The sequence below is a fragment of the Buttiauxella noackiae ATCC 51607 genome (assembly GCF_001654865.1).
In the GTDB taxonomy this organism is placed as follows: domain Bacteria; phylum Pseudomonadota; class Gammaproteobacteria; order Enterobacterales; family Enterobacteriaceae; genus Buttiauxella; species Buttiauxella noackiae.
Window position 1 is genome coordinate 126762 of sequence record NZ_LXEO01000047.1, and the last position, 18279, is coordinate 145040.

An 18279-nucleotide genomic window follows, 5' to 3' on the forward strand; every position below is an offset into this window, starting at 1 on the left:
CCATAAAATCAGGGGGCGCTCGGCCCCCTAAAGATATTAGCTATGTACCCGGCTGATATCAGGCGATGGTACGTTGGATTTCGATGATTTCGAATACTTCGATCACATCACCAACACGCACATCGTTGTAGTTCTTCACGCCGATACCACATTCCATACCGTTACGAACTTCGTTAGCGTCATCTTTGAAGCGGCGCAGGGATTCCAGTTCGCCTTCATAGATAACAACGTTGTCGCGCAGTACACGAATTGGATTGTGACGTTTGACCACACCTTCGGTAACCATACAACCTGCGATTGCGCCAAATTTCGGTGATTTGAACACATCGCGAACTTCGGCCAGGCCGAGGATCTGTTGTTTCAGTTCCGGAGACAGCATGCCGCTCATTGCCGCTTTAACTTCGTCAATCAGATGATAGATGACGGAGTAGTAACGCAGATCCAGGCTTTCTGATTCGATAACGCGACGTGCAGATGCATCAGCACGAACGTTGAAGCCAACCAGAATCGCGTTAGAAGCTGCAGCAAGCGTTGCGTCAGTCTCAGTGATACCACCAACACCGGAACCGATGATTTTAACTTTAACTTCATCAGTAGACAGTTTCAGCAGGGAATCGCTGATCGCTTCAACAGAACCCTGAACGTCCGCTTTCAGCACAACGTTCACTTCGGACACTTCGCCTTCGGTCATGTTGGCGAACATGTTTTCCAGTTTAGATTTCTGCTGGCGAGCCAGTTTAACTTCGCGGAATTTACCCTGACGATACAGAGCAACTTCGCGAGCTTTTTTCTCGTCACGAACAACTGTTACTTCATCACCAGCTGCCGGCACACCGGACAGACCAAGGATTTCAACAGGAATAGACGGACCAGCTTCAGTAACTTCACGACCCATTTCGTCACGCATTGCACGAACACGGCCATATTCGAAGCCACAAAGAACGATGTCGCCTTTGTTCAGGGAACCTTCACGAACCAGAACAGTTGCTACCGGACCACGACCTTTATCAAGGAAGGACTCGATAACCACACCGCTTGCCATACCATCACGCATCGCTTTCAGTTCAAGAACTTCTGCTTGCAGCAGGATTGCGTCCAGCAGTTCGTCAATACCTGTACCTGCTTTAGCAGATACATGGATGAACTGGCTTTCGCCGCCCCACTCTTCAGGCATGATGCCGTATTGAGACAGTTCCTGCTTAACGCGGTCTGGATCAGCTTCTGGCTTATCGATTTTGTTCACCGCAACGACTACCGGCACCTGCGCCGCTTTCGCGTGCTGGATAGCTTCGATAGTTTGTGGCATTACGCCATCGTCTGCAGCAACAACCAGAACAACGATATCCGTTGCCTGAGCACCACGAGCACGCATAGAAGTAAACGCTGCGTGTCCCGGGGTATCCAGGAAGGTAACCATACCGTTTTCAGTTTCTACGTGGTATGCACCGATGTGCTGGGTAATACCACCCGCTTCACCAGATGCCACTTTAGTAGAACGAATGTAATCGAGCAGAGAAGTTTTACCGTGGTCAACGTGACCCATGATGGTAACAACTGGAGCACGTGACTCAGCAACTGCATCAGTGTCACGATCGCTCATCAGCGCTTCTTCCAGCTCGTTTTCACGACGCAGGATAACTTTGTGGCCCATCTCTTCGGCAACCAGCTGTGCGGTTTCCTGATCGATGACCTGGTTAATGGTCGCCATAGCGCCCAGTTTCATCATTGCTTTGATGACCTGAGAGCCTTTAACAGCCATTTTGTTAGCCAGTTCTGCAACAGTAACTGTTTCGCCGATTACAACGTCACGGTTAACTGCTTGCGCAGGCTTGTTGAAGCCTTGCTGCAGAGAACTTGGTTTACGCTTGCCTTTACCGCCACGAACTGCAGCACGCGCTTCTTCACGGTCAGCTTTAGACTCGCCGTGTTTGCCGCCTTTTTTCTGGCGTGGTGCTTTAGTTGTCGCAGTACGAGCACGAGTACGGCCAGCTTCAACTTCGCGGTCGTTTTCGTCTTCAGCCTGGCGAGCGTGTTGAGAAGTGGTTACATGGTAATCAGATTTGTCGTCTTCCACTTTCTCTTCTTCCGTCCATACACCAGCGTTAGCTTCAGCCATTTTACGGGCCTCTTCAGCTACACGACGGGCGTCTTCTTCTAATTTGCGACGGGCTTCTTCTTCAGCTTTGCGCTTAAGCTCAGCAGCTTCAGCTTCGCGACGGGCTTTATCGGCCTGGGCGCTTTTCGTCATATCGTCTTGATTGCTCACTTTGTCTTTTTCCGCAGCTTCACGTTTCGCTTTATCAGCGGCTTCACGCTTAGCTTTATCTTCAGCTTCACGTTTAGCTTTTTCTTGCGCCTGACGATTGGCAGCTTCCTGCGCCTCACGTTGGGCTTGCTCTTCCGCTTCACGCTGCGCCTGTTCTTCCGCGGCAAGACGTTCTGTCTCTTGCGGATCACGTTTCACAAAGGTGCGCTTCTTGCGGACTTCGATTTGTACCGATTTACTTTTCCCACCGGTACCTGGAATGTTTAAAGTACTGCGCGTTTTGCGCTGTAATGTCAACTTATCTGGCGCAGAACCGTGTTCACGATTCAGGTGCGCCAGTAATGTCTGTTTTTCCTGGGCCGAGACAGAATCATCAGCAGCCTTAGGGATCCCTGCATCAGCAAATTGCTGTACCAGGCGGTCCACGGAGGTCTGAATCTCTGCGGCCAGCGCTTTTACGGTTACATCTGTCATGCTGTTCCTTCCTGCTACAGTTTATTACGCTTCGCCGCCAAACCAGCAGATATTGCGAGCAGCCATAATCAATTCCCCGGCTTTCTCGTTGGTCAAACCTTCAATATCTGACAGATCGTCGACACCTTGCTCAGCCAAATCTTCCAGCGAGCTCACACCGCGCGAAGCGAGTTTAAAGGCCAGGTTGCGATCCATACCTTCGAGGTTCAGCAGATCCTCTTGAGGTTTGTTATCACCCAGGCTTTCTTCCTGCGCCAATGCCAGTGTGGTGAGGGCGTTTTTGGCGCGATCACGTAATGCTTCCACTGTATCTTCATCAAGGCCGTCAATTTCCAGCAGCTCTTTCATCGGCACGTATGCCAACTCTTCGAGGGTGGAGAAGCCTTCTTCTACCAATACAGTGGCAAAATCCTCGTCGATCTCGAGGTATTTGGTAAAGGTATCAATGGCAGCATGTGCTTCAGCCTGATGCTTGGCTTGCAGGTCATCAACAGTCATAACGTTGAGTTCCCAGCCGCTCAGCTGTGCAGCCAGACGAACGTTTTGCCCGTTACGACCGATTGCTTGTGCCAGGTTGCCTGCCTCTACCGCGATATCCATTGTATGTTTGTCTTCATCAACAACAATGGAAGCCACGTCAGCCGGAGCCATAGCATTGATAACGAATTGTGCCGGGTTATCGTCCCACAGCACGATATCAATACGCTCACCACCCAGTTCAGTAGAAACTGCCTGAACACGCGCACCGCGCATGCCAACACAAGCACCTACTGGGTCGATACGCTTGTCGTTGGTTTTCACGGCGATTTTCGCACGAGAACCAGGATCACGAGCAGCGGCTTTGATTTCAATAACTTCTTCGCCAATTTCCGGCACTTCAATGCGGAACAATTCGATCAGCATTTCAGGTTTGGAACGGCTAACAAACAGTTGAGCACCGCGAGCTTCCGGACGCACAGCATAAAGCACACCGCGAATACGGTCACCTGGGCGGAAGTTTTCACGTGGCAACATATCTTCGCGAAGAATTACAGCTTCAGCGTTGCTACCCAGATCAAGAGAGATGTTGTCACGGTTAACTTTCTTCACCACACCGGTGATGATTTCACCTTCGTGCTCGCGGAACTGATCAACCACCATTGCACGTTCAGCTTCACGTACTTTTTGTACGATAACCTGTTTTGCAGTTTGAGTAGTGATACGGTCAAAGGTTACAGATTCAATCTGGTCTTCAACATATCCGCCAACATTCAGCTCTGGATCTTCGAATTGAGCTGCATCAAGAGTGATTTCACGCGTAGGTTGAGTAACTTCTTCTACAATGACCCAACGGCGGAAAGTATCAAAGTCACCACTTTTACGATCGATGCTAACGCGCACATCAATCTCTTGTTCGTATTTTTTCTTGGTCGCTGTTGCCAGTGCACTTTCCAGCGCTTCGAAAATCTTCTCACGCGGCAATGATTTTTCGTTGGAAACTGCTTCTACAACAGCCAAAATTTCTTTGTTCATCCTGGGTTTTCACCTCAATCCAAACTATTAAAAGTGGGGTACCAGGTTCGCTTTCTGGATGTTGCTCAGCGCGAACACTTCATCTTTGCCTTCCACCGTAACCGTGATCATCTCACCTTCTACGGCTTTAATGATACCCTGCCATTTACGACGGTTTTGCACGGCCATTCGCAACACAATGCTCACTTCTTCACCGGTAAAACGAACGTAATGCTCGGCGGTAAACATTGGACGATCAAGGCCTGGTGAGGAAACTTCCAGGTTGTAAGCCACAGTGATAGGGTCTTCGACATCCAGTACTGCACTTACCTGGTGACTGACATCAGCACAATCATCAACATTGATGCCATCTTCACTATCAATATAGATGCGCAGCGTGGATTGGCGACCTCGAACAAATTCGATTCCTACCAATTCATAGCCCAGCGCCTCGACCGGTGCTGAAATCATCTCTGTTAATTTTTGCTCTAATGTGGACAAGCCCACCCCCAAGAAATAAAAAAAGGGCATATAGCCCAGTTATTCTAAAGTCAGATAACAAAAAACCCCGATAAATCGAGGCTTTATATAACTGAACCCTGTACACCGCGAATGCGGTTCGGACAATATCCAGGAGAATTTTTTTCTAAATTCTTCGCGAGGCACCATCTGGTGTTCACAGTATATTTGAAAAAGAACTCTCAGGGAAAGTGGTTGCGGGGGCCAGATTTGAACTGACGACCTTCGGGTTATGAGCCCGACGAGCTACCAGGCTGCTCCACCCCGCGTCCGAAAACGTGGCAAATATTACGCCGATATTGCATAAAATGCAAGAAATGCAGATATTTTGGTACCGAGGACGGGACTTGAACCCGTAAGCCCTATCGGGCACTACCACCTCAAGGTAGCGTGTCTACCAATTCCACCACCTCGGCACTTTGAACACGGTAATCACTTCTTACCGTATTGAAGCTTACTACTTACTGCGGGATATCGCTGCTCGGCTTGGTAGGTGCCGCTGGCTGTGACTCAGTTTTTGTTGGCTGAGTTAAATTATCCCACACACTTCCTTTATCGGTTTTGTTGGTATTGAGGTTACCCAGTACCAAGCTGATAATAAAGAACAGCGTTGCTAACACAGCGGTCATGCGGGTCATGAAATTACCAGAACCACTTGAACCGAACAGCGTAGCGGAAGCGCCTGCTCCGAAGGAGGCTCCCATATCAGCGCCTTTACCTTGTTGCAGCATGATAAGACCTACAAGGCCCAAGGCTACAATAAGGAAAACAACTAAAAGAGCTTCGTACATAATCAACCTGTTCCTTGCGGTATTACCGCATACCAAAGCTTCAAACCAGTCAAGCGGATACGTTTAAGTTTACCCACTGAAGCGGGTGAGAATACTAACCAAAGCCGACGTTACGCGCAAGGGCAATTTATTCACATTTCGCTGACTGCAGAAAAAAGCAGCAATACATTAGTATTTGATTATAAAAAAGGCGGCAAACGCCGCCTTTTTGCACAAGTTATACAACTGTGAATTAAACCGCTTTTACCGCATCAGCAATACGGTTGGCATATTCAATAACCAGTGCTTCATCTTCACCTTCTACCATCACGCGGATTAAAGGCTCAGTGCCCGATTTACGCAACAGCACACGTCCACGGTTACCCAGAGCTTCTTCCACTTCAGCGGTCACTTTTTTCACGGTGTCATGCTCAAGCGGATCGCCGCTACCCGCAGTAAAGCGCACGTTAACCAAAACCTGCGGGAATAATTTCATTCCGCTACATAAGTCATGCAGGCTCATATGGTTACGTACCATAGCGGTAAGTACTTGCAAACCTGCAACGATACCGTCACCAGTGGTGGTTTTATCTAGCAAGATCACATGGCCTGAGTTTTCAGCACCAATTCTCCAGCCTTTTTCTTGCAATTTTTCCAGCACATAGCGGTCACCTACTTTTGCACGTGCAAACGGAATACCTAATTGCTTCAAAGCCAACTCCAGGCCCATGTTGCTCATCAGCGTACCGACGGCACCACCGCGCAGCTGTCCTTGACGAAGCCCTTCGCGAGCAATGATGTAAAGGATCTGGTCACCATCAACTTTATGGCCCAGATTGTCCACCATGATGACACGGTCACCATCACCATCCAGTGCGATACCAATGTCAGCTTTTTCAGCCAACACGCGCTCCTGGAGCATACGCACGTCAGTGGCGCCACATTTTTCGTTGATATTGACGCCGTTCGGTTCACAACCCACGGTAATGACCGTTGCACCGAGTTCACGCAGAACATTTGGCGCAATGTGATAAGTCGCACCATTTGCACAGTCGACGACAATTTTCAGGCTGCTGAGGCTTAATTCGTTCGGGAATGTACCTTTGCAGAACTCGATATAGCGGCCAGCTGCATCCACAATACGGCTGGCTTTGCCCAGTTCCGCAGAATCGACACAGGTGATCTCTTTTTCCATTTCCGCTTCAATGGCTTCTTCAACTTCGTCTGGCAGTTTTGTGCCGTCGATTGAGAAGAATTTGATCCCGTTATCATAGAACGGGTTATGAGATGCAGAGATAACGATCCCTGCTTCTGCACGGAATGCACGCGTCAGATAAGCAACCGCAGGCGTTGGCATCGGACCGGTGAATGAAGCAGACAAACCCGCAGCGGCGAGACCCGCTTCGAGAGCAGATTCCAGCATGTAACCAGAGATTCGGGTATCTTTACCGATAATAATTTTACGCGAGCCGTGGCGTGCTAAGACTTTACCCGCAGCCCAGCCGAGCTTCAGCACAAAGTCAGGAGTAATTGGGGAATCGCCTACACGACCGCGGATGCCATCTGTGCCAAAATATTTACGGTTACTCATAGCGTTTTTTTTCCTTCGCTGAAAGTGTGGCTTCCACCACGCGCATCGCTTCGACTGACTCTTTTACATCGTGAACTCGAATGATGTTCGCCCCTTGCATCGCAGAAATGACTGCACACGCAATACTGCCACTCAGGCGTTGATCCGGCCCGACATTCAGCAGTTGGCCAACCATTGATTTACGCGACATCCCCACCAATAGCGGTAAGCCAAAATGATGGAATTCGGAAAGTCGGGCTAAAAGTTGATAATTGTGGGTCAGATTTTTACCGAAACCGAAGCCGGGGTCGAGCAACAATTTTTCTTTTGCGATGCCTGCCGCTTCACAGCGGGCTATTTGGTCGATAAAAAAGCGATTCACATCTGCAAAAACATCATCGTAACGCGGAGCCTGCTGCATATTCTTAGGTTCGCCCTGCATATGCATCAGGCAAACGGGCAAACCAGTTTCAGCGGCGGCTTCAAGCGCGCCTGGTTCCTGCAACGAGCGAATATCGTTGATGATATGTGCCCCAACCCGTGCCGCTTCACGAATCACGTCAGGTTTGGACGTATCAACAGAAATCCATACTTCAAAGCGTTGGGCGATAGCTTCGACCACTGGAATCACGCGGGACAACTCTTCTTCAACACTCACCTCTGCCGCACCCGGACGTGTCGACTCACCACCAATATCAATAATCGTCGCACCCGCATTGATCATCCCGTTAGCGTGTTTTAAAGCTTCCACTAGCGAATTGTGTTTTCCACCATCGGAAAAAGAGTCTGGCGTGACGTTCAATATACCCATGATATGAGGATGAGAAAGATCGAGCGTAGTGCCCTGAGCAGTGAGTTTCATTGAGTTTCCCTTGGATTAATTGAAGCAATACCCAAAATAATTCCAGTTGCAAAAAGATGAATCCCGATGCGCTTACTCGGTAAGTAATTAGAGTAAATGTGTGCAACCAACGCACCTGCAGCTTGAAGTATGACGGGTATAAAAACAAAAACCCCGGGACAAGCCCAGGGTTTTATAGATTACTGCAGTAACATCCGGCAGAGACGACTTATTTGTCGCCCAACTGTTCCGACATAGTATTACCAGGATTTGGCGTACGCGGTTCATCGACCGGACGCGGTGCTCGTGGTGTACCATTGTTATCAGAATTGTTGTTGCCGTTATTTGATTCTTCCCAGCCCGCTGGCGGACGCACATCACGACGATTCATCAGATCATCAATCTGTGGAGCATCGATGGTTTCATACTTCATCAATGCGTCTTTCATGGTGTGAAGAATATCCATATTTTCATTCAGGAGCTGACGAGCACGAGCGTAGTTACGCTCAATCAACAGCTTCACTTCCTGATCGATGATACGTGCAGTTTCATCGGACATATGTTTTGCTTTAGCCACAGAACGACCCAGGAATACTTCACCTTCCTCTTCCGCATACAACAACGGACCGAGTTTTTCAGAGAAGCCCCATTGGGTGACCATGTTACGGGCAATAGACGTTGCTACTTTAATGTCGTTAGACGCGCCGGTAGAAACGTGCTCAGCACCGTAGATAATCTCTTCAGCAAGACGGCCACCGTACAGCGTAGAGATCTGGCTTTCCAGTTTCTGACGGCTGGCACTAATTGCATCGCCTTCTGGCAGGAAGAACGTCACACCCAGCGCACGACCGCGCGGAATGATAGTTACTTTATGCACAGGATCATGCTCTGGAACCAAACGACCAATAATTGCGTGACCCGCTTCGTGGTATGCGGTGGATTCTTTCTGCGCTTCAGTCATCACCATGGAGCGACGTTCCGCACCCATCATGATTTTGTCTTTCGCTTTTTCGAATTCAACCATGGAAACCACACGCTTGTTGCCACGGGCAGCAAACAGAGCAGCTTCGTTCACCAGGTTTGCAAGATCCGCACCGGAGAAGCCTGGAGTTCCACGTGCAATGATTGCCGCATCGATATCTGGAGACAACGGTACACGGCGCATATGCACTTTCAGGATCTGCTCACGACCACGTACATCTGGCAGACCAACAACAACCTGACGGTCAAAACGACCTGGACGCAGCAACGCTGGGTCAAGTACATCTGGACGGTTTGTTGCAGCGATAACGATGATACCTTCGTTGCCTTCAAAGCCATCCATTTCAACCAGCATCTGGTTCAGTGTTTGTTCACGTTCATCGTGACCACCACCCAGACCTGCCCCACGCTGACGGCCGACTGCGTCGATTTCATCGATAAAGATGATGCATGGTGCAGCTTTCTTAGCCTGTTCAAACATGTCACGAACACGGGATGCACCCACGCCCACGAACATTTCAACAAAGTCAGAACCGGAAATAGTAAAGAACGGTACTTTCGCTTCACCCGCAATGGCTTTCGCCAGCAAGGTTTTACCAGTACCCGGAGGGCCGACCATCAGTACGCCTTTCGGGATTTTACCGCCCAGTTTCTGGAAACGGCTTGGCTCACGAAGGTACTCAACCAGCTCAGCAACCTCTTCTTTTGCTTCGTCACAACCAGCAACGTCAGCAAAAGTGGTCTTAATTTGGTCTTCGGTGAGCATACGCGCCTTGCTCTTACCAAACGACATGGCACCTTTGCCACCGCCGCCCTGCATTTGACGCATAAAGAAGATCCAGACCCCAATTAGCAATAGCATTGGGAACCAGGAGATGAAAATAGAAGCCAGCAAGCTTGGCTCTTCAGGCGGTTCGCCTACTACTTTCACATTTTTGGTCAGCAGGTTATCAAGCAGCTTAGGATCGTTAACGGGGATGTAAGTCGTGTATCGGTTACTATCTTTCTTGGTAACTTTGATTTCACGTCCATTGATACTCGCTTCACGAACCTGGTCTTGATTTACTTCAGACAGGAAAGTGGAGTAATCCACCCTACGGCCGTTTGACTCGCTGGGCCCAAAGCTCTGGAACACAGACATCAGCACAACCGCGATGACCAGCCAGAGTATTAGGTTTTTCGCCATGTCACTCAAGGGATTAACCTCATATTACAACTGTGTTAACAAACAGCGTCAGGGTACTATAGTTTTCGCCCAGTCGCTACAATGTACACTTCACGTGAGCGGGCACGAGAAGAGTCCGGCTTACGAACTTTTACGGTCGTAAACAGGGAGCGAATTTCTCGTAGATATTCATCGAAACCTTCGCCCTGAAACACTTTCACTAAAAAACTACCGCCCGGTGCCAGAACATCGCGACACATTTCAAGTGCCAGTTCTACTAAATACATTGCCCGGGGAATATCAACTGCCGGTGTCCCGCTCATATTTGGAGCCATATCTGACATGACAACCTGAACTTTACTGTCACCAACACGATCCAGCAGAGCTTTCACGACTAATTCATCACGAAAATCGCCCTGAAGGAAGTCGACACCAACGATAGGATCCATTGGTAAAAGATCGCAAGCAATGATTCGCCCCTGATTCCCGATTTGAGTCACAACATATTGTGACCAACCTCCGGGAGCAGCACCAAGATCAACAATTGTCATTCCTGGCTTAAAAAGTTTGTCACTTTGCTGTATTTCATCAAGTTTAAACCAGGCACGGGAACGTAACCCTTTTTTCTGCGCCTGAATTACATATTTATCGCTAAAGTGTTCCTGCAGCCAGCGACTAGAGCTGGCAGAACGCTTTTTACCTGTCATCTCAATTTCCAACTTTGTTCATCGTGAGTAGCAGGCTGTAAGAGTTATCAGCACAGCCGATTGGCGATACGAGAGATATGGCGGTAGAATGAACCGTTTTCAATCCCAACGTAAGCAAAAAATACGATGAATCTGAGTACTAAACAAAAACAGCACCTGAAAGGTCTTGCACATCCGCTCAAGCCTGTAGTCATGCTTGGCAATAACGGTTTGACCGAAGGGGTACTGGCCGAGATTGAACAAGCGCTTGAACATCATGAGTTAATCAAGGTGAAAATCGCAACAGAAGATCGCGAAACTAAAACCTTGATTGCGGATGCCATCGTGCGTGAAACCGGCGCCTGTAATGTACAGGTTATCGGCAAAACGCTGGTGCTCTATCGCCCGTCTAAAGAGCGCAAAATTTCTCTGCCAAAATAAGCAGAGAGTGTGCAAAATGCCACGCTCTGTTAGTTGATAAAAGGCCGCGGTGCGGCCTTTTTCCTTTCTTTACAATACGCCACGCTGTAAAAAAGCGTAGCAGATATTATAAATATTCCACTTTTAGTATTTCGAACTCTACATCACCACCCGGTGTGCGGATAACAACAACATCCTCCTGCTCTTTGCCTACGAGGCCACGAGCAATCGGTGAGTTCACAGAAATAAGATTCTGTTTAAAATCAGCTTCATCATCACCCACAATGCGATAAGTCTGCTCTTCGTCGTTATCCAGATTCAAAACTGTAACGCTCGCGCCAAAAATGACACGACCATTATTTGGCATTTTGGTGATATCGATAATCTGAGCGTTGGACAGCTTCGCTTCGATATCCTGGATACGGCCTTCACAAAAACCCTGTTGCTCACGCGCGGCGTGGTACTCAGCATTTTCTTTCAGATCGCCATGTTCACGAGCATCAGCAATCGCAGCAATAATTTGTGGGCGGCGCACAGACTTCAGGAAATCCAGCTCTTCACGTAATCTTTCTGCGCCACGTAGGGTCATCGGAATAGGTTGCATTGTTATACCTCTTCAAAACTTTCCTGTTCAGAACTACCAAATGGCATTCCTGAATCCAGAGCCTGGTTTGCTTTAAATAAGCCAAACCCCTGGCACTAAGCAAAATAAAACTGACCCGGAGCAAAGCACCAGGCCAGGAACGGTTTCCAAATTGACCTGTATTTTACCCTGGAGTTCACTGAGGGTCATCGTTTACTTTGCACTGCGATGCACCGTAGTATGGCGCTACGTTTCCAGGTTGTTACCGCGAGATTATGCGATTTTTTAGATTTGTCATTGGATTGACCAGTGCTGTGGTGTTTACCGTCCAGGCCGCCAACGTTGAAGACTATACTTCCCAGTTGCCAGCTGGCGCGAACCTGGCTTTGATGGTGCAAAAAATTGGTGCGCCTGCCCCATTGATTGACTATCACAGTCAACAGATGGCTCTGCCCGCAAGTACCCAAAAAGTCATCACGGCTCTGGCAGCATTATTACAATTGGGCCCAGATTTCAGGTTTAACACCACGCTTGAAAGTAATGCGCAAGTCAGTAATGGCGTATTGCAAGGTGACCTTATTGCCCGATTTGGTGGTGATCCTACGCTAAAACGTCAGGATATTCGTAATATGGTCGCAGTCCTGAAAAAATCAGGCGTGCAACAAATTCAGGGAAATGTACTGGTCGACACCTCCATATTTGCCAGTCACGACAAAGCGCCTGGCTGGCCGTGGAATGACATGACTCAGTGTTTTAGCGCCCCTCCAGCCGCTGCAATTGTCGACCGAAACTGTTTCTCTGTTTCGCTCTATAGTGCCCCAAAAGCTGATGATTTAGCCTTTATCCGCATCGCTTCCTACTATCCTGTGGTTATGTTCAGCCAGGTTAGAACTCTCGCCAAAGGCTCACCAGATGCACAATATTGTGAACTGGATGTGGTGCCAGGCGACCTGAATCGCTTCACACTTACCGGTTGCATGACGCAACGTGCAGACCCCCTCCCCCTCGCCTTCGCGATACAAGATGGAGCCAGTTATGCGGGAGCGATTTTGAAGGCCGAGCTGAAAGAGGCAGGGATCAGCTATAGCGGAACCTTATTGCGTCAGACGCAATCCAATACCCCTGGAACGGTAATTGCCAGCAAGCAATCTGCACCACTGCACGATTTGCTAAAGGTAATGCTGAAGAAATCAGACAACATGATCGCCGATACTGTTTTTCGAACCATAGGACATAACCGTTTTGGCGTACCAGGGACATGGCGTTCAGGTGCCGACGCAGTACGACAAATCCTGCGACAAAAGGCGGGTGTCGATTTAGGTAATAGTATCGTTGTAGATGGTTCGGGGTTGTCTCGGCATAATCTGATTTCACCCGCTACGATGATGCAGGTGCTGCAATACATCGCCCAGAATGATACTGAGCTTAACTTTATCTCAATGTTACCGCTGGCCGGCTATGACGGCTCACTGCAGTATCGTGCAGGCTTACATCAGGCGGGCGTTGACGGCAAAGTTTCGGCTAAGACAGGCTCACTGCAAGGTGTATATAACCTTGCCGGATTTATCACCACTGCCAGCGGCCAACGTATGGCCTTTGTGCAATATTTGTCAGGCTATGCCGTAGAGCCTGCCGATCAACGTAACCGTCGTATCCCATTAGTGCGCTTTGAAAGTCGTCTCTATAAGGATATCTACCAGAATAATTGAGTTATGAAACTGCTGATTGTTGAAGACGATTTACTGTTACGGGAAGGCCTGGTGCTGGCACTGAACAGCGAGGGTTACGCTCTTGATTGCGCAACGACTGCTGCCGAAGCCGATGCGCTAATAGACAGTGGTGAATACAGCATGATCATCCTCGATCTTGGCCTGCCGGATAAAGACGGCGCGACGCTATTAAGGCAATGGCGTCGCCGCAATATCAGCACGCCAGTGCTAATACTGACCGCACGTGATGCGCTGGAAGACAGAGTTAACGGGCTGGATTCGGGCGCCGATGACTACCTGGTAAAACCTTTTGCGCTCGCCGAGTTACAAGCCCGCACGCGGGCATTGATTCGCCGTTATCAGGGACATAGCGATAACCTTCTTCAGCATGATGATCTGACACTCAACCTGCAAACTCAGCAAGTGCTGCTACAAGACCTGCCTGTTGAAATCACGCCAAAAGAGTTCGCGTTACTCACACGCTTGATGATGCGAATCGGGCAGACGGTTCATCGTGAAACATTACAGCAAGATATCTACAGTTGGCAGGATGACCCAGGCTCAAATACGTTAGAAGTGCATATCCACAATCTTCGACGCAAGCTAGGCAAGGACAGAATAAAAACCGTGCGTGGTGTTGGCTATCGACTGGAGAGCCGAACATGAATAGTATGCGCCAGCGATTAATGATTCTTCTTGCTCTTATTCTTTTGTTTTTCCAGTTAATTAGTGTCATTTGGTTATGGCATGAAAGCCGCGAGCAAATCAGTTTCCTCGTCAGTGAAACGCTTTCTGCCAAGGCACGAAATCAGCATGTAGAGAAAGAGATCCGCGAAGCTATTGCTTCATTGCTGGTTCCTTCTCTGGTGATGATTGGTTTCACATTGTTCTTCTCTTTCTGGGCGATCACCTGGATTACACGTCCATTGAATCGCCTGCGCACCAGCCTTGCTAATCGTTCAGCTGATAACCTTACACCTCTGCCAATGTATTCCGATATGGAGGAGATGGTTGCCGTCACCAATTCACTGAATCAATTGCTGGCAAGGCTTGCTCATACTATTCAGCAGGAACGCTTATTTACAGCAGATGCTGCCCATGAGCTTCGTACGCCGCTTGCCGGCATCCGGTTGCATCTTGAATTGATGGCAAATTCAGGCGTTCAGCAAGCTCCTATGCTGCTGGAGCGAATAGATCAGCTGATGCATACCATAGAACAGTTGCTAATGCTCGCGCGCGCGGGGCAAGCTCTGGCGAGTGGGCATTACGATACCTTGAACTGGCAACGTGACATTATTTCACCGCTCAAAATGGAAATGGATGAAATGGTTGCCTTGCGCGAGCAAACCATTATCTGGGCAAAAGAAAGTGAAAATATGGTGCAAGGAGATGCAGTGCTGCTGCGTCTGATGCTACGTAATCTGCTGGAAAATGCATCCCGTTACAGCCCGACGAAAAGTATTATAACGGTTTCGTTAGACGCTCAGGGGGCTGGCGCAACACTGATGGTTGCTGATCAGGGACCGGGGATAAATGAACAGCACCGCAAGACGATTACCGACCCGTTCCGTCGTATGGATGAACGTTATGGTGGAAGTGGTCTTGGTCTGAATATTGTCCAACGTATTGTGCAGTTACACCATGGAAGGTTAGATTTGGAAAACGGCCCAGAGGGCACTGGTCTGCTGGCACGTTGCTGGATACCTTCGCAAAGCCAATAAAAAAGGCCGGAAAATTCCGGCCCTTCATTAGATAACGTCTTATTTCTGATAGATGATTTCGACACCTTCGTCGTCATCTTCATCCCAGTCGTCATCCCAGTCATCATCTTCTTCTGCTTCTACTGCATCGAGTTGCTGCTGATGATAATCATCCCACATAAACTCGACTTTCTCAGGAGCAACAGGCTGAAGCTCAGCGATTTTCGGGTTAGCAATGATGAAGTCCATTACATCCCAGCACAGCGCATTCACACCTTCGCGATTAACCGCAGAGATGAGGTAGTATTTCTCTTCCCAGCCCATTGCGGTCGCAATTTCTTTTGCACGCGCTTCGGCGTCTTCTTTACTCATCAAATCGCATTTGTTGAAGACCAACCAACGTGGCTTCTCAGCAAGTTTCTCGCTGTATTTCTCCAACTCACCAATGATTACCCGGCCATTTTCAACCGGATCGGATTCGTCAATTGGTGCGATATCGATGAGATGCAACAGCACACGGCAACGCTCAAGGTGTTTCAGGAAGCGGATACCAAGGCCTGCGCCTTCAGCCGCACCTTCAATCAACCCTGGAATATCGGCAACAACAAAGCTCTTCTCGTTATCCATACGGACAACACCAAGGCTTGGGATCAGGGTAGTAAACGGATAATCTGCTACTTTTGGTTTTGCTGCAGAGACAGAACGAATAAAGGTAGATTTGCCCGCATTCGGCAAGCCAAGCATACCAACGTCAGCCAGCAGTAACAGTTCAAGTTGAATATCACGCTTCTCACCTGGGGTACCCATGGTTTTCTGGCGTGGTGTACGGTTTACAGATGACTTGAAACGGGTGTTACCCAAACCGTGCCAGCCGCCTTTAGCAACCATCAGTCGCTGACCATGCTGGGTCATGTCACCCATAGTCTCGCCAGTGCCCTGATCGATAACACGCGTCCCTACAGGTACCTTAACGGTAATGTCTTTACCACGTTTACCGGTACAGTCACGGCTCTGGCCATTTTGACCACGTTCAGCGCGGAAAGATTTCTCAAAGCGATAGTCGATAAGAGTATTGAGGTTTTCGTCAGCCTCAAGCCACACATCACCGCCATCACCGCCGTCACCACCGTCCGGGCCACCTCTGGGAATATATTTTTCACGACGGAAGCTAACGCAGCCGTTACCGCCATCACCTGCTACGACCAGGATCGTTGCTTCATCAACAAACTTCATTTCACTTCTCCGTAAATCATTCGCCCGAACGTTGTACTGGAAGAACAGCTTCGGTTTTGCGCCAGCGTCCCCAAAGACGGTGACCAATGGCTGAATACATCGCACCTGCTACCACGACAAACGCACCGCTATAACCGACAAGGTTAAGTAACGGCATGGCGAAGAAATCGGGCCAGGCTAACGCTAATAAATCTGAAAATAGCAAAGTAAACAGCGGAGTTAGCGTAATAATGGCGCTAACCTGTGCCGCCTGCCACCTTGCCATGGCTTCTGCCAGTGCCCCATACCCAACCAGTGTATTCAGGCCACAGAAAACTAAACACGCCAGTTGCCAATTACTGAGTTGGAAGATTTTATCCAACTGAGCTAATGGAAAAAGCGCAAGAGTACATAAAGTGTACAATAAAAAGAGGATCTGTTGCGAGGCCAGCCGGCGTAATAACACCTTCTGCGCCACACCATAGGTGACCCACACTGTCGCCGCCAGAACACCGAAAATCACCCCCAGGGTGTAATCTGTCAGGCGGGTAAAAATTTCTATCAGGCTGGTATTAAAAAACATCACCAACCCGCAAAGTAACATTATGGCCCCGATGACCTGCGTGCCGCGCATTTTCTCTTTTAGCACCACCACACTTGCCACCATCATTCCCACCGGGGAAAGCTGGCCAATGACCTGTGATGCCGTCGGGCTTAAATACTGTAGTGATGAACTAAACAGCAAAAAGTTGCCGAACAAGCCACCCGTTGCAATTGCGAGCAGGCCTAACCAACGAGGCTTTCTGAACAACGCCAACGGAGGCAATTTTCCGCGTATTGCGAGAATGCAACCCAAACCCAGACTTGCCATCAGGAAGCGATAAAAAACAACTGTTGGCGGTTCCATTACCGTCAGCACCTGTTTCATCGCTATTGGCAATGCACCCCAGCAAATTGCTGTTGTAAGCGCCAGGAGAATGCCAATGCCAGCCTGCTGTTTCATGCTTCATTCCCTGCGACTATACCCATAATCCTTCAAGCTGCAGGGGCATTGAGTGCAACTCGAATACTAACGGGTATACCTGACTTTACCGGCCGCAGAATGTAAAAAGCCCCGCAACGTGTTGCGGGGCTTCTATCCGTTACCGGGACGCGAAAAACTTATTCAGCAACGATGCTGATGAACTTACGGTTTTTCGGACCTTTAACTTCGAACTTAACTTTACCGTCAGTCAAAGCGAACAGAGTATGATCTTTGCCGCAACCTACGTTAGTACCAGCGTGGAATTTAGTACCACGTTGACGAACGATAATGCTGCCTGCCAGAACTGCTTCACCGCCGAAACGTTTTACGCCCAGACGTTTAGCTTCGGAATCGCGACCGTTACGAGTAGAGCCGCCAGCCTTTTTATGTGCCATTTAATATGCTCCCCTGTATTAAGCGCTGATGCCGGTGATTTTCACATCAGTGAACCACTGACGATGACCCTGCTGCTTACGGTAGTGTTTACGACGACGAAACTTAACAATCTTAATTTTCTCGCCACGACCATGAGCAACAACTTCAGCTTTGATTACGCCGCCATCGACGAAAGGAACGCCGATTTTGATTTCTTCACCATTAGCGATCATCAGAACTTCTGCGAACTCAACTGCTTCGCCAGTTGCGATGTCCAGCTTTTCCAGGCGAATGGTTTGACCTTCGCTTACTCGGTGTTGTTTACCACCACTTTGGAAAACCGCGTACATATAAAACTCCGCTTTCCGCACGCACCTTACGTATGTTTCAGGTGGCGCTATAAATATTCACAATAGGGCGCGAATATTACGCAAAACGAGAGCCTTTGACAAGCCCTGTCATGAAACAGAGTAGAAAAAAAACGCAACATCAC

17 protein-coding genes and 2 tRNA genes are annotated in these 18279 nt (G+C 48.9%); 4 read left to right on the forward strand and 15 right to left on the reverse strand.

Annotation, left to right across the window (positions count from 1 at the left end; genetic code table 11):
- Nucleotides 1-58: 58 nt before the first annotated feature.
- The 10 genes from infB to rlmE form a co-directional block, all read right to left on the reverse strand.
- Nucleotides 59-2740 carry a translation initiation factor IF-2 gene (gene infB, locus M979_RS15040; RefSeq protein ID WP_034459686.1) on the reverse strand — a complete coding sequence of 894 codons (2682 nt, stop codon included), beginning with the start codon at nt 2738-2740 and terminating at the stop codon, nt 59-61.
- Nucleotides 2741-2764: 24 nt separating this feature from the next.
- A complete protein-coding gene (gene nusA, locus M979_RS15045) occupies nt 2765-4252 on the reverse strand; it encodes a transcription termination factor NusA (protein ID WP_064555429.1) in 1488 nt (495 codons plus the stop codon).
- A gap of 27 nt (nt 4253-4279) precedes the next feature.
- Nucleotides 4280-4732: a ribosome maturation factor RimP gene (rimP, locus tag M979_RS15050; RefSeq protein WP_072009469.1), complete on the reverse strand. Its 453-nt coding sequence runs from the start codon at nt 4730-4732 to the stop codon at nt 4280-4282.
- Between the two features lie 210 nt (nt 4733-4942).
- Nucleotides 4943-5019 (reverse strand) — tRNA-Met (locus tag M979_RS15055).
- Between the two features lie 60 nt (nt 5020-5079).
- Nucleotides 5080-5166 (reverse strand) — tRNA-Leu (locus M979_RS15060).
- A gap of 45 nt (nt 5167-5211) precedes the next feature.
- Entirely contained in the window at nt 5212-5541 is a 330-nt protein-coding gene (gene secG, locus M979_RS15065) for a preprotein translocase subunit SecG (protein ID WP_034459692.1), read from the reverse strand.
- A gap of 232 nt (nt 5542-5773) precedes the next feature.
- The gene (gene glmM / locus M979_RS15070) at nt 5774-7111 is read right to left on the reverse strand and encodes a phosphoglucosamine mutase (protein WP_034459694.1); all 1338 of its coding nucleotides are present in this window, start codon (nt 7109-7111) and stop codon (nt 5774-5776) included.
- Complete coding sequence (folP, locus tag M979_RS15075) at nt 7104-7952, reverse strand: dihydropteroate synthase (RefSeq protein ID WP_064555431.1); 849 nt, start codon at nt 7950-7952, stop codon at nt 7104-7106. Before folP ends, glmM begins: the two co-directional genes overlap by 8 nt.
- 208 nt (nt 7953-8160) lie before the next feature.
- Nucleotides 8161-10098 carry an ATP-dependent zinc metalloprotease FtsH gene (gene ftsH / locus M979_RS15080; RefSeq protein ID WP_034459698.1) on the reverse strand — a complete coding sequence of 646 codons (1938 nt, stop codon included), beginning with the start codon at nt 10096-10098 and terminating at the stop codon, nt 8161-8163.
- Nucleotides 10099-10154: 56 nt separating this feature from the next.
- On the reverse strand, nt 10155-10784 hold the full coding sequence (gene rlmE, locus M979_RS15085; protein WP_034459701.1) for a 23S rRNA (uridine(2552)-2'-O)-methyltransferase RlmE: 630 nt from the start codon (nt 10782-10784) through the stop codon (nt 10155-10157).
- A gap of 126 nt (nt 10785-10910) precedes the next feature.
- On the opposite strand from rlmE, the gene yhbY reads away from it, so the two are divergent.
- Nucleotides 10911-11204 (forward strand): ribosome assembly RNA-binding protein YhbY, encoded by a 294-nt coding sequence (gene yhbY, locus M979_RS15090; protein ID WP_034459704.1) that lies wholly within the window; start codon nt 10911-10913, stop codon nt 11202-11204.
- A gap of 106 nt (nt 11205-11310) precedes the next feature.
- On the opposite strand, the gene greA is transcribed toward yhbY, so the two are convergent.
- Complete coding sequence (gene greA, locus M979_RS15095; RefSeq protein WP_034459707.1) at nt 11311-11787, reverse strand: transcription elongation factor GreA; 477 nt, start codon at nt 11785-11787, stop codon at nt 11311-11313.
- 254 nt (nt 11788-12041) lie between these two features.
- Here greA and dacB point away from each other — a divergent pair, with 254 nt between their 5' ends.
- From dacB to pmrB, 3 genes are read left to right on the forward strand one after another with little or no spacing between them, the layout of a single operon-like run.
- Complete coding sequence (dacB, locus tag M979_RS15100; protein WP_034459709.1) at nt 12042-13475, forward strand: serine-type D-Ala-D-Ala carboxypeptidase; 1434 nt, start codon at nt 12042-12044, stop codon at nt 13473-13475.
- Nucleotides 13476-13478: 3 nt separating this feature from the next.
- Nucleotides 13479-14141: a two-component system response regulator PmrA gene (gene pmrA / locus M979_RS15105; RefSeq protein ID WP_064555433.1), complete on the forward strand. Its 663-nt coding sequence runs from the start codon at nt 13479-13481 to the stop codon at nt 14139-14141.
- On the forward strand, nt 14138-15196 hold the full coding sequence (gene pmrB / locus M979_RS15110; RefSeq protein ID WP_064555434.1) for a two-component system sensor histidine kinase PmrB: 1059 nt from the start codon (nt 14138-14140) through the stop codon (nt 15194-15196). Before pmrA ends, pmrB begins: the two co-directional genes overlap by 4 nt.
- Before the next feature lie 39 nt (nt 15197-15235).
- Here the strand turns inward: pmrB and cgtA are convergent, their stop codons facing one another.
- The 4 genes from cgtA to rplU form a co-directional block, all read right to left on the reverse strand.
- Entirely contained in the window at nt 15236-16408 is a 1173-nt protein-coding gene (gene cgtA, locus M979_RS15115) for an Obg family GTPase CgtA (protein ID WP_034459715.1), read from the reverse strand.
- A gap of 16 nt (nt 16409-16424) precedes the next feature.
- Nucleotides 16425-17390, reverse strand: a complete 966-nt coding sequence (locus tag M979_RS15120) for a DMT family transporter (protein WP_034459718.1) — start codon at nt 17388-17390, stop codon at nt 16425-16427.
- A gap of 158 nt (nt 17391-17548) precedes the next feature.
- The gene (gene rpmA, locus M979_RS15125) at nt 17549-17806 is read right to left on the reverse strand and encodes a 50S ribosomal protein L27 (RefSeq protein ID WP_024549632.1); all 258 of its coding nucleotides are present in this window, start codon (nt 17804-17806) and stop codon (nt 17549-17551) included.
- A gap of 18 nt (nt 17807-17824) precedes the next feature.
- Nucleotides 17825-18136, reverse strand: coding sequence for a 50S ribosomal protein L21 (gene rplU, locus M979_RS15130; RefSeq protein WP_034459723.1), 312 nt, complete (start codon nt 18134-18136; stop codon nt 17825-17827).
- Nucleotides 18137-18279 lie beyond the last annotated feature (143 nt).

Excerpts from the sequence above, each read along its gene's own strand:
- infB (WP_034459686.1), bottom strand. The coding sequence starts at position 2,740 with ATGACAGATGTAACCGTAAAAGCGCTGGCCGCAGAGATTCAGACCTCC.
- nusA (WP_064555429.1), bottom strand. The coding sequence starts at position 4,252 with ATGAACAAAGAAATTTTGGCTGTTGTAGAAGCAGTTTCCAACGAAAAA.
- secG (WP_034459692.1), bottom strand. The coding sequence starts at position 5,541 with ATGTACGAAGCTCTTTTAGTTGTTTTCCTTATTGTAGCCTTGGGCCTT.
- glmM (WP_034459694.1), bottom strand. The coding sequence starts at position 7,111 with ATGAGTAACCGTAAATATTTTGGCACAGATGGCATCCGCGGTCGTGTA.
- folP (WP_064555431.1), bottom strand. The coding sequence starts at position 7,952 with ATGAAACTCACTGCTCAGGGCACTACGCTCGATCTTTCTCATCCTCAT.
- ftsH (WP_034459698.1), bottom strand. The coding sequence starts at position 10,098 with ATGGCGAAAAACCTAATACTCTGGCTGGTCATCGCGGTTGTGCTGATG.
- rlmE (WP_034459701.1), bottom strand. The coding sequence starts at position 10,784 with ATGACAGGTAAAAAGCGTTCTGCCAGCTCTAGTCGCTGGCTGCAGGAA.
- yhbY (WP_034459704.1), top strand. The coding sequence starts at position 10,911 with ATGAATCTGAGTACTAAACAAAAACAGCACCTGAAAGGTCTTGCACAT.
- greA (WP_034459707.1), bottom strand. The coding sequence starts at position 11,787 with ATGCAACCTATTCCGATGACCCTACGTGGCGCAGAAAGATTACGTGAA.
- dacB (WP_034459709.1), top strand. The coding sequence starts at position 12,042 with ATGCGATTTTTTAGATTTGTCATTGGATTGACCAGTGCTGTGGTGTTT.
- pmrA (WP_064555433.1), top strand. The coding sequence starts at position 13,479 with ATGAAACTGCTGATTGTTGAAGACGATTTACTGTTACGGGAAGGCCTG.
- pmrB (WP_064555434.1), top strand. The coding sequence starts at position 14,138 with ATGAATAGTATGCGCCAGCGATTAATGATTCTTCTTGCTCTTATTCTT.
- cgtA (WP_034459715.1), bottom strand. The coding sequence starts at position 16,408 with ATGAAGTTTGTTGATGAAGCAACGATCCTGGTCGTAGCAGGTGATGGC.
- M979_RS15120 (WP_034459718.1), bottom strand. The coding sequence starts at position 17,390 with ATGAAACAGCAGGCTGGCATTGGCATTCTCCTGGCGCTTACAACAGCA.
- rpmA (WP_024549632.1), bottom strand. The coding sequence starts at position 17,806 with ATGGCACATAAAAAGGCTGGCGGCTCTACTCGTAACGGTCGCGATTCC.
- rplU (WP_034459723.1), bottom strand. The coding sequence starts at position 18,136 with ATGTACGCGGTTTTCCAAAGTGGTGGTAAACAACACCGAGTAAGCGAA.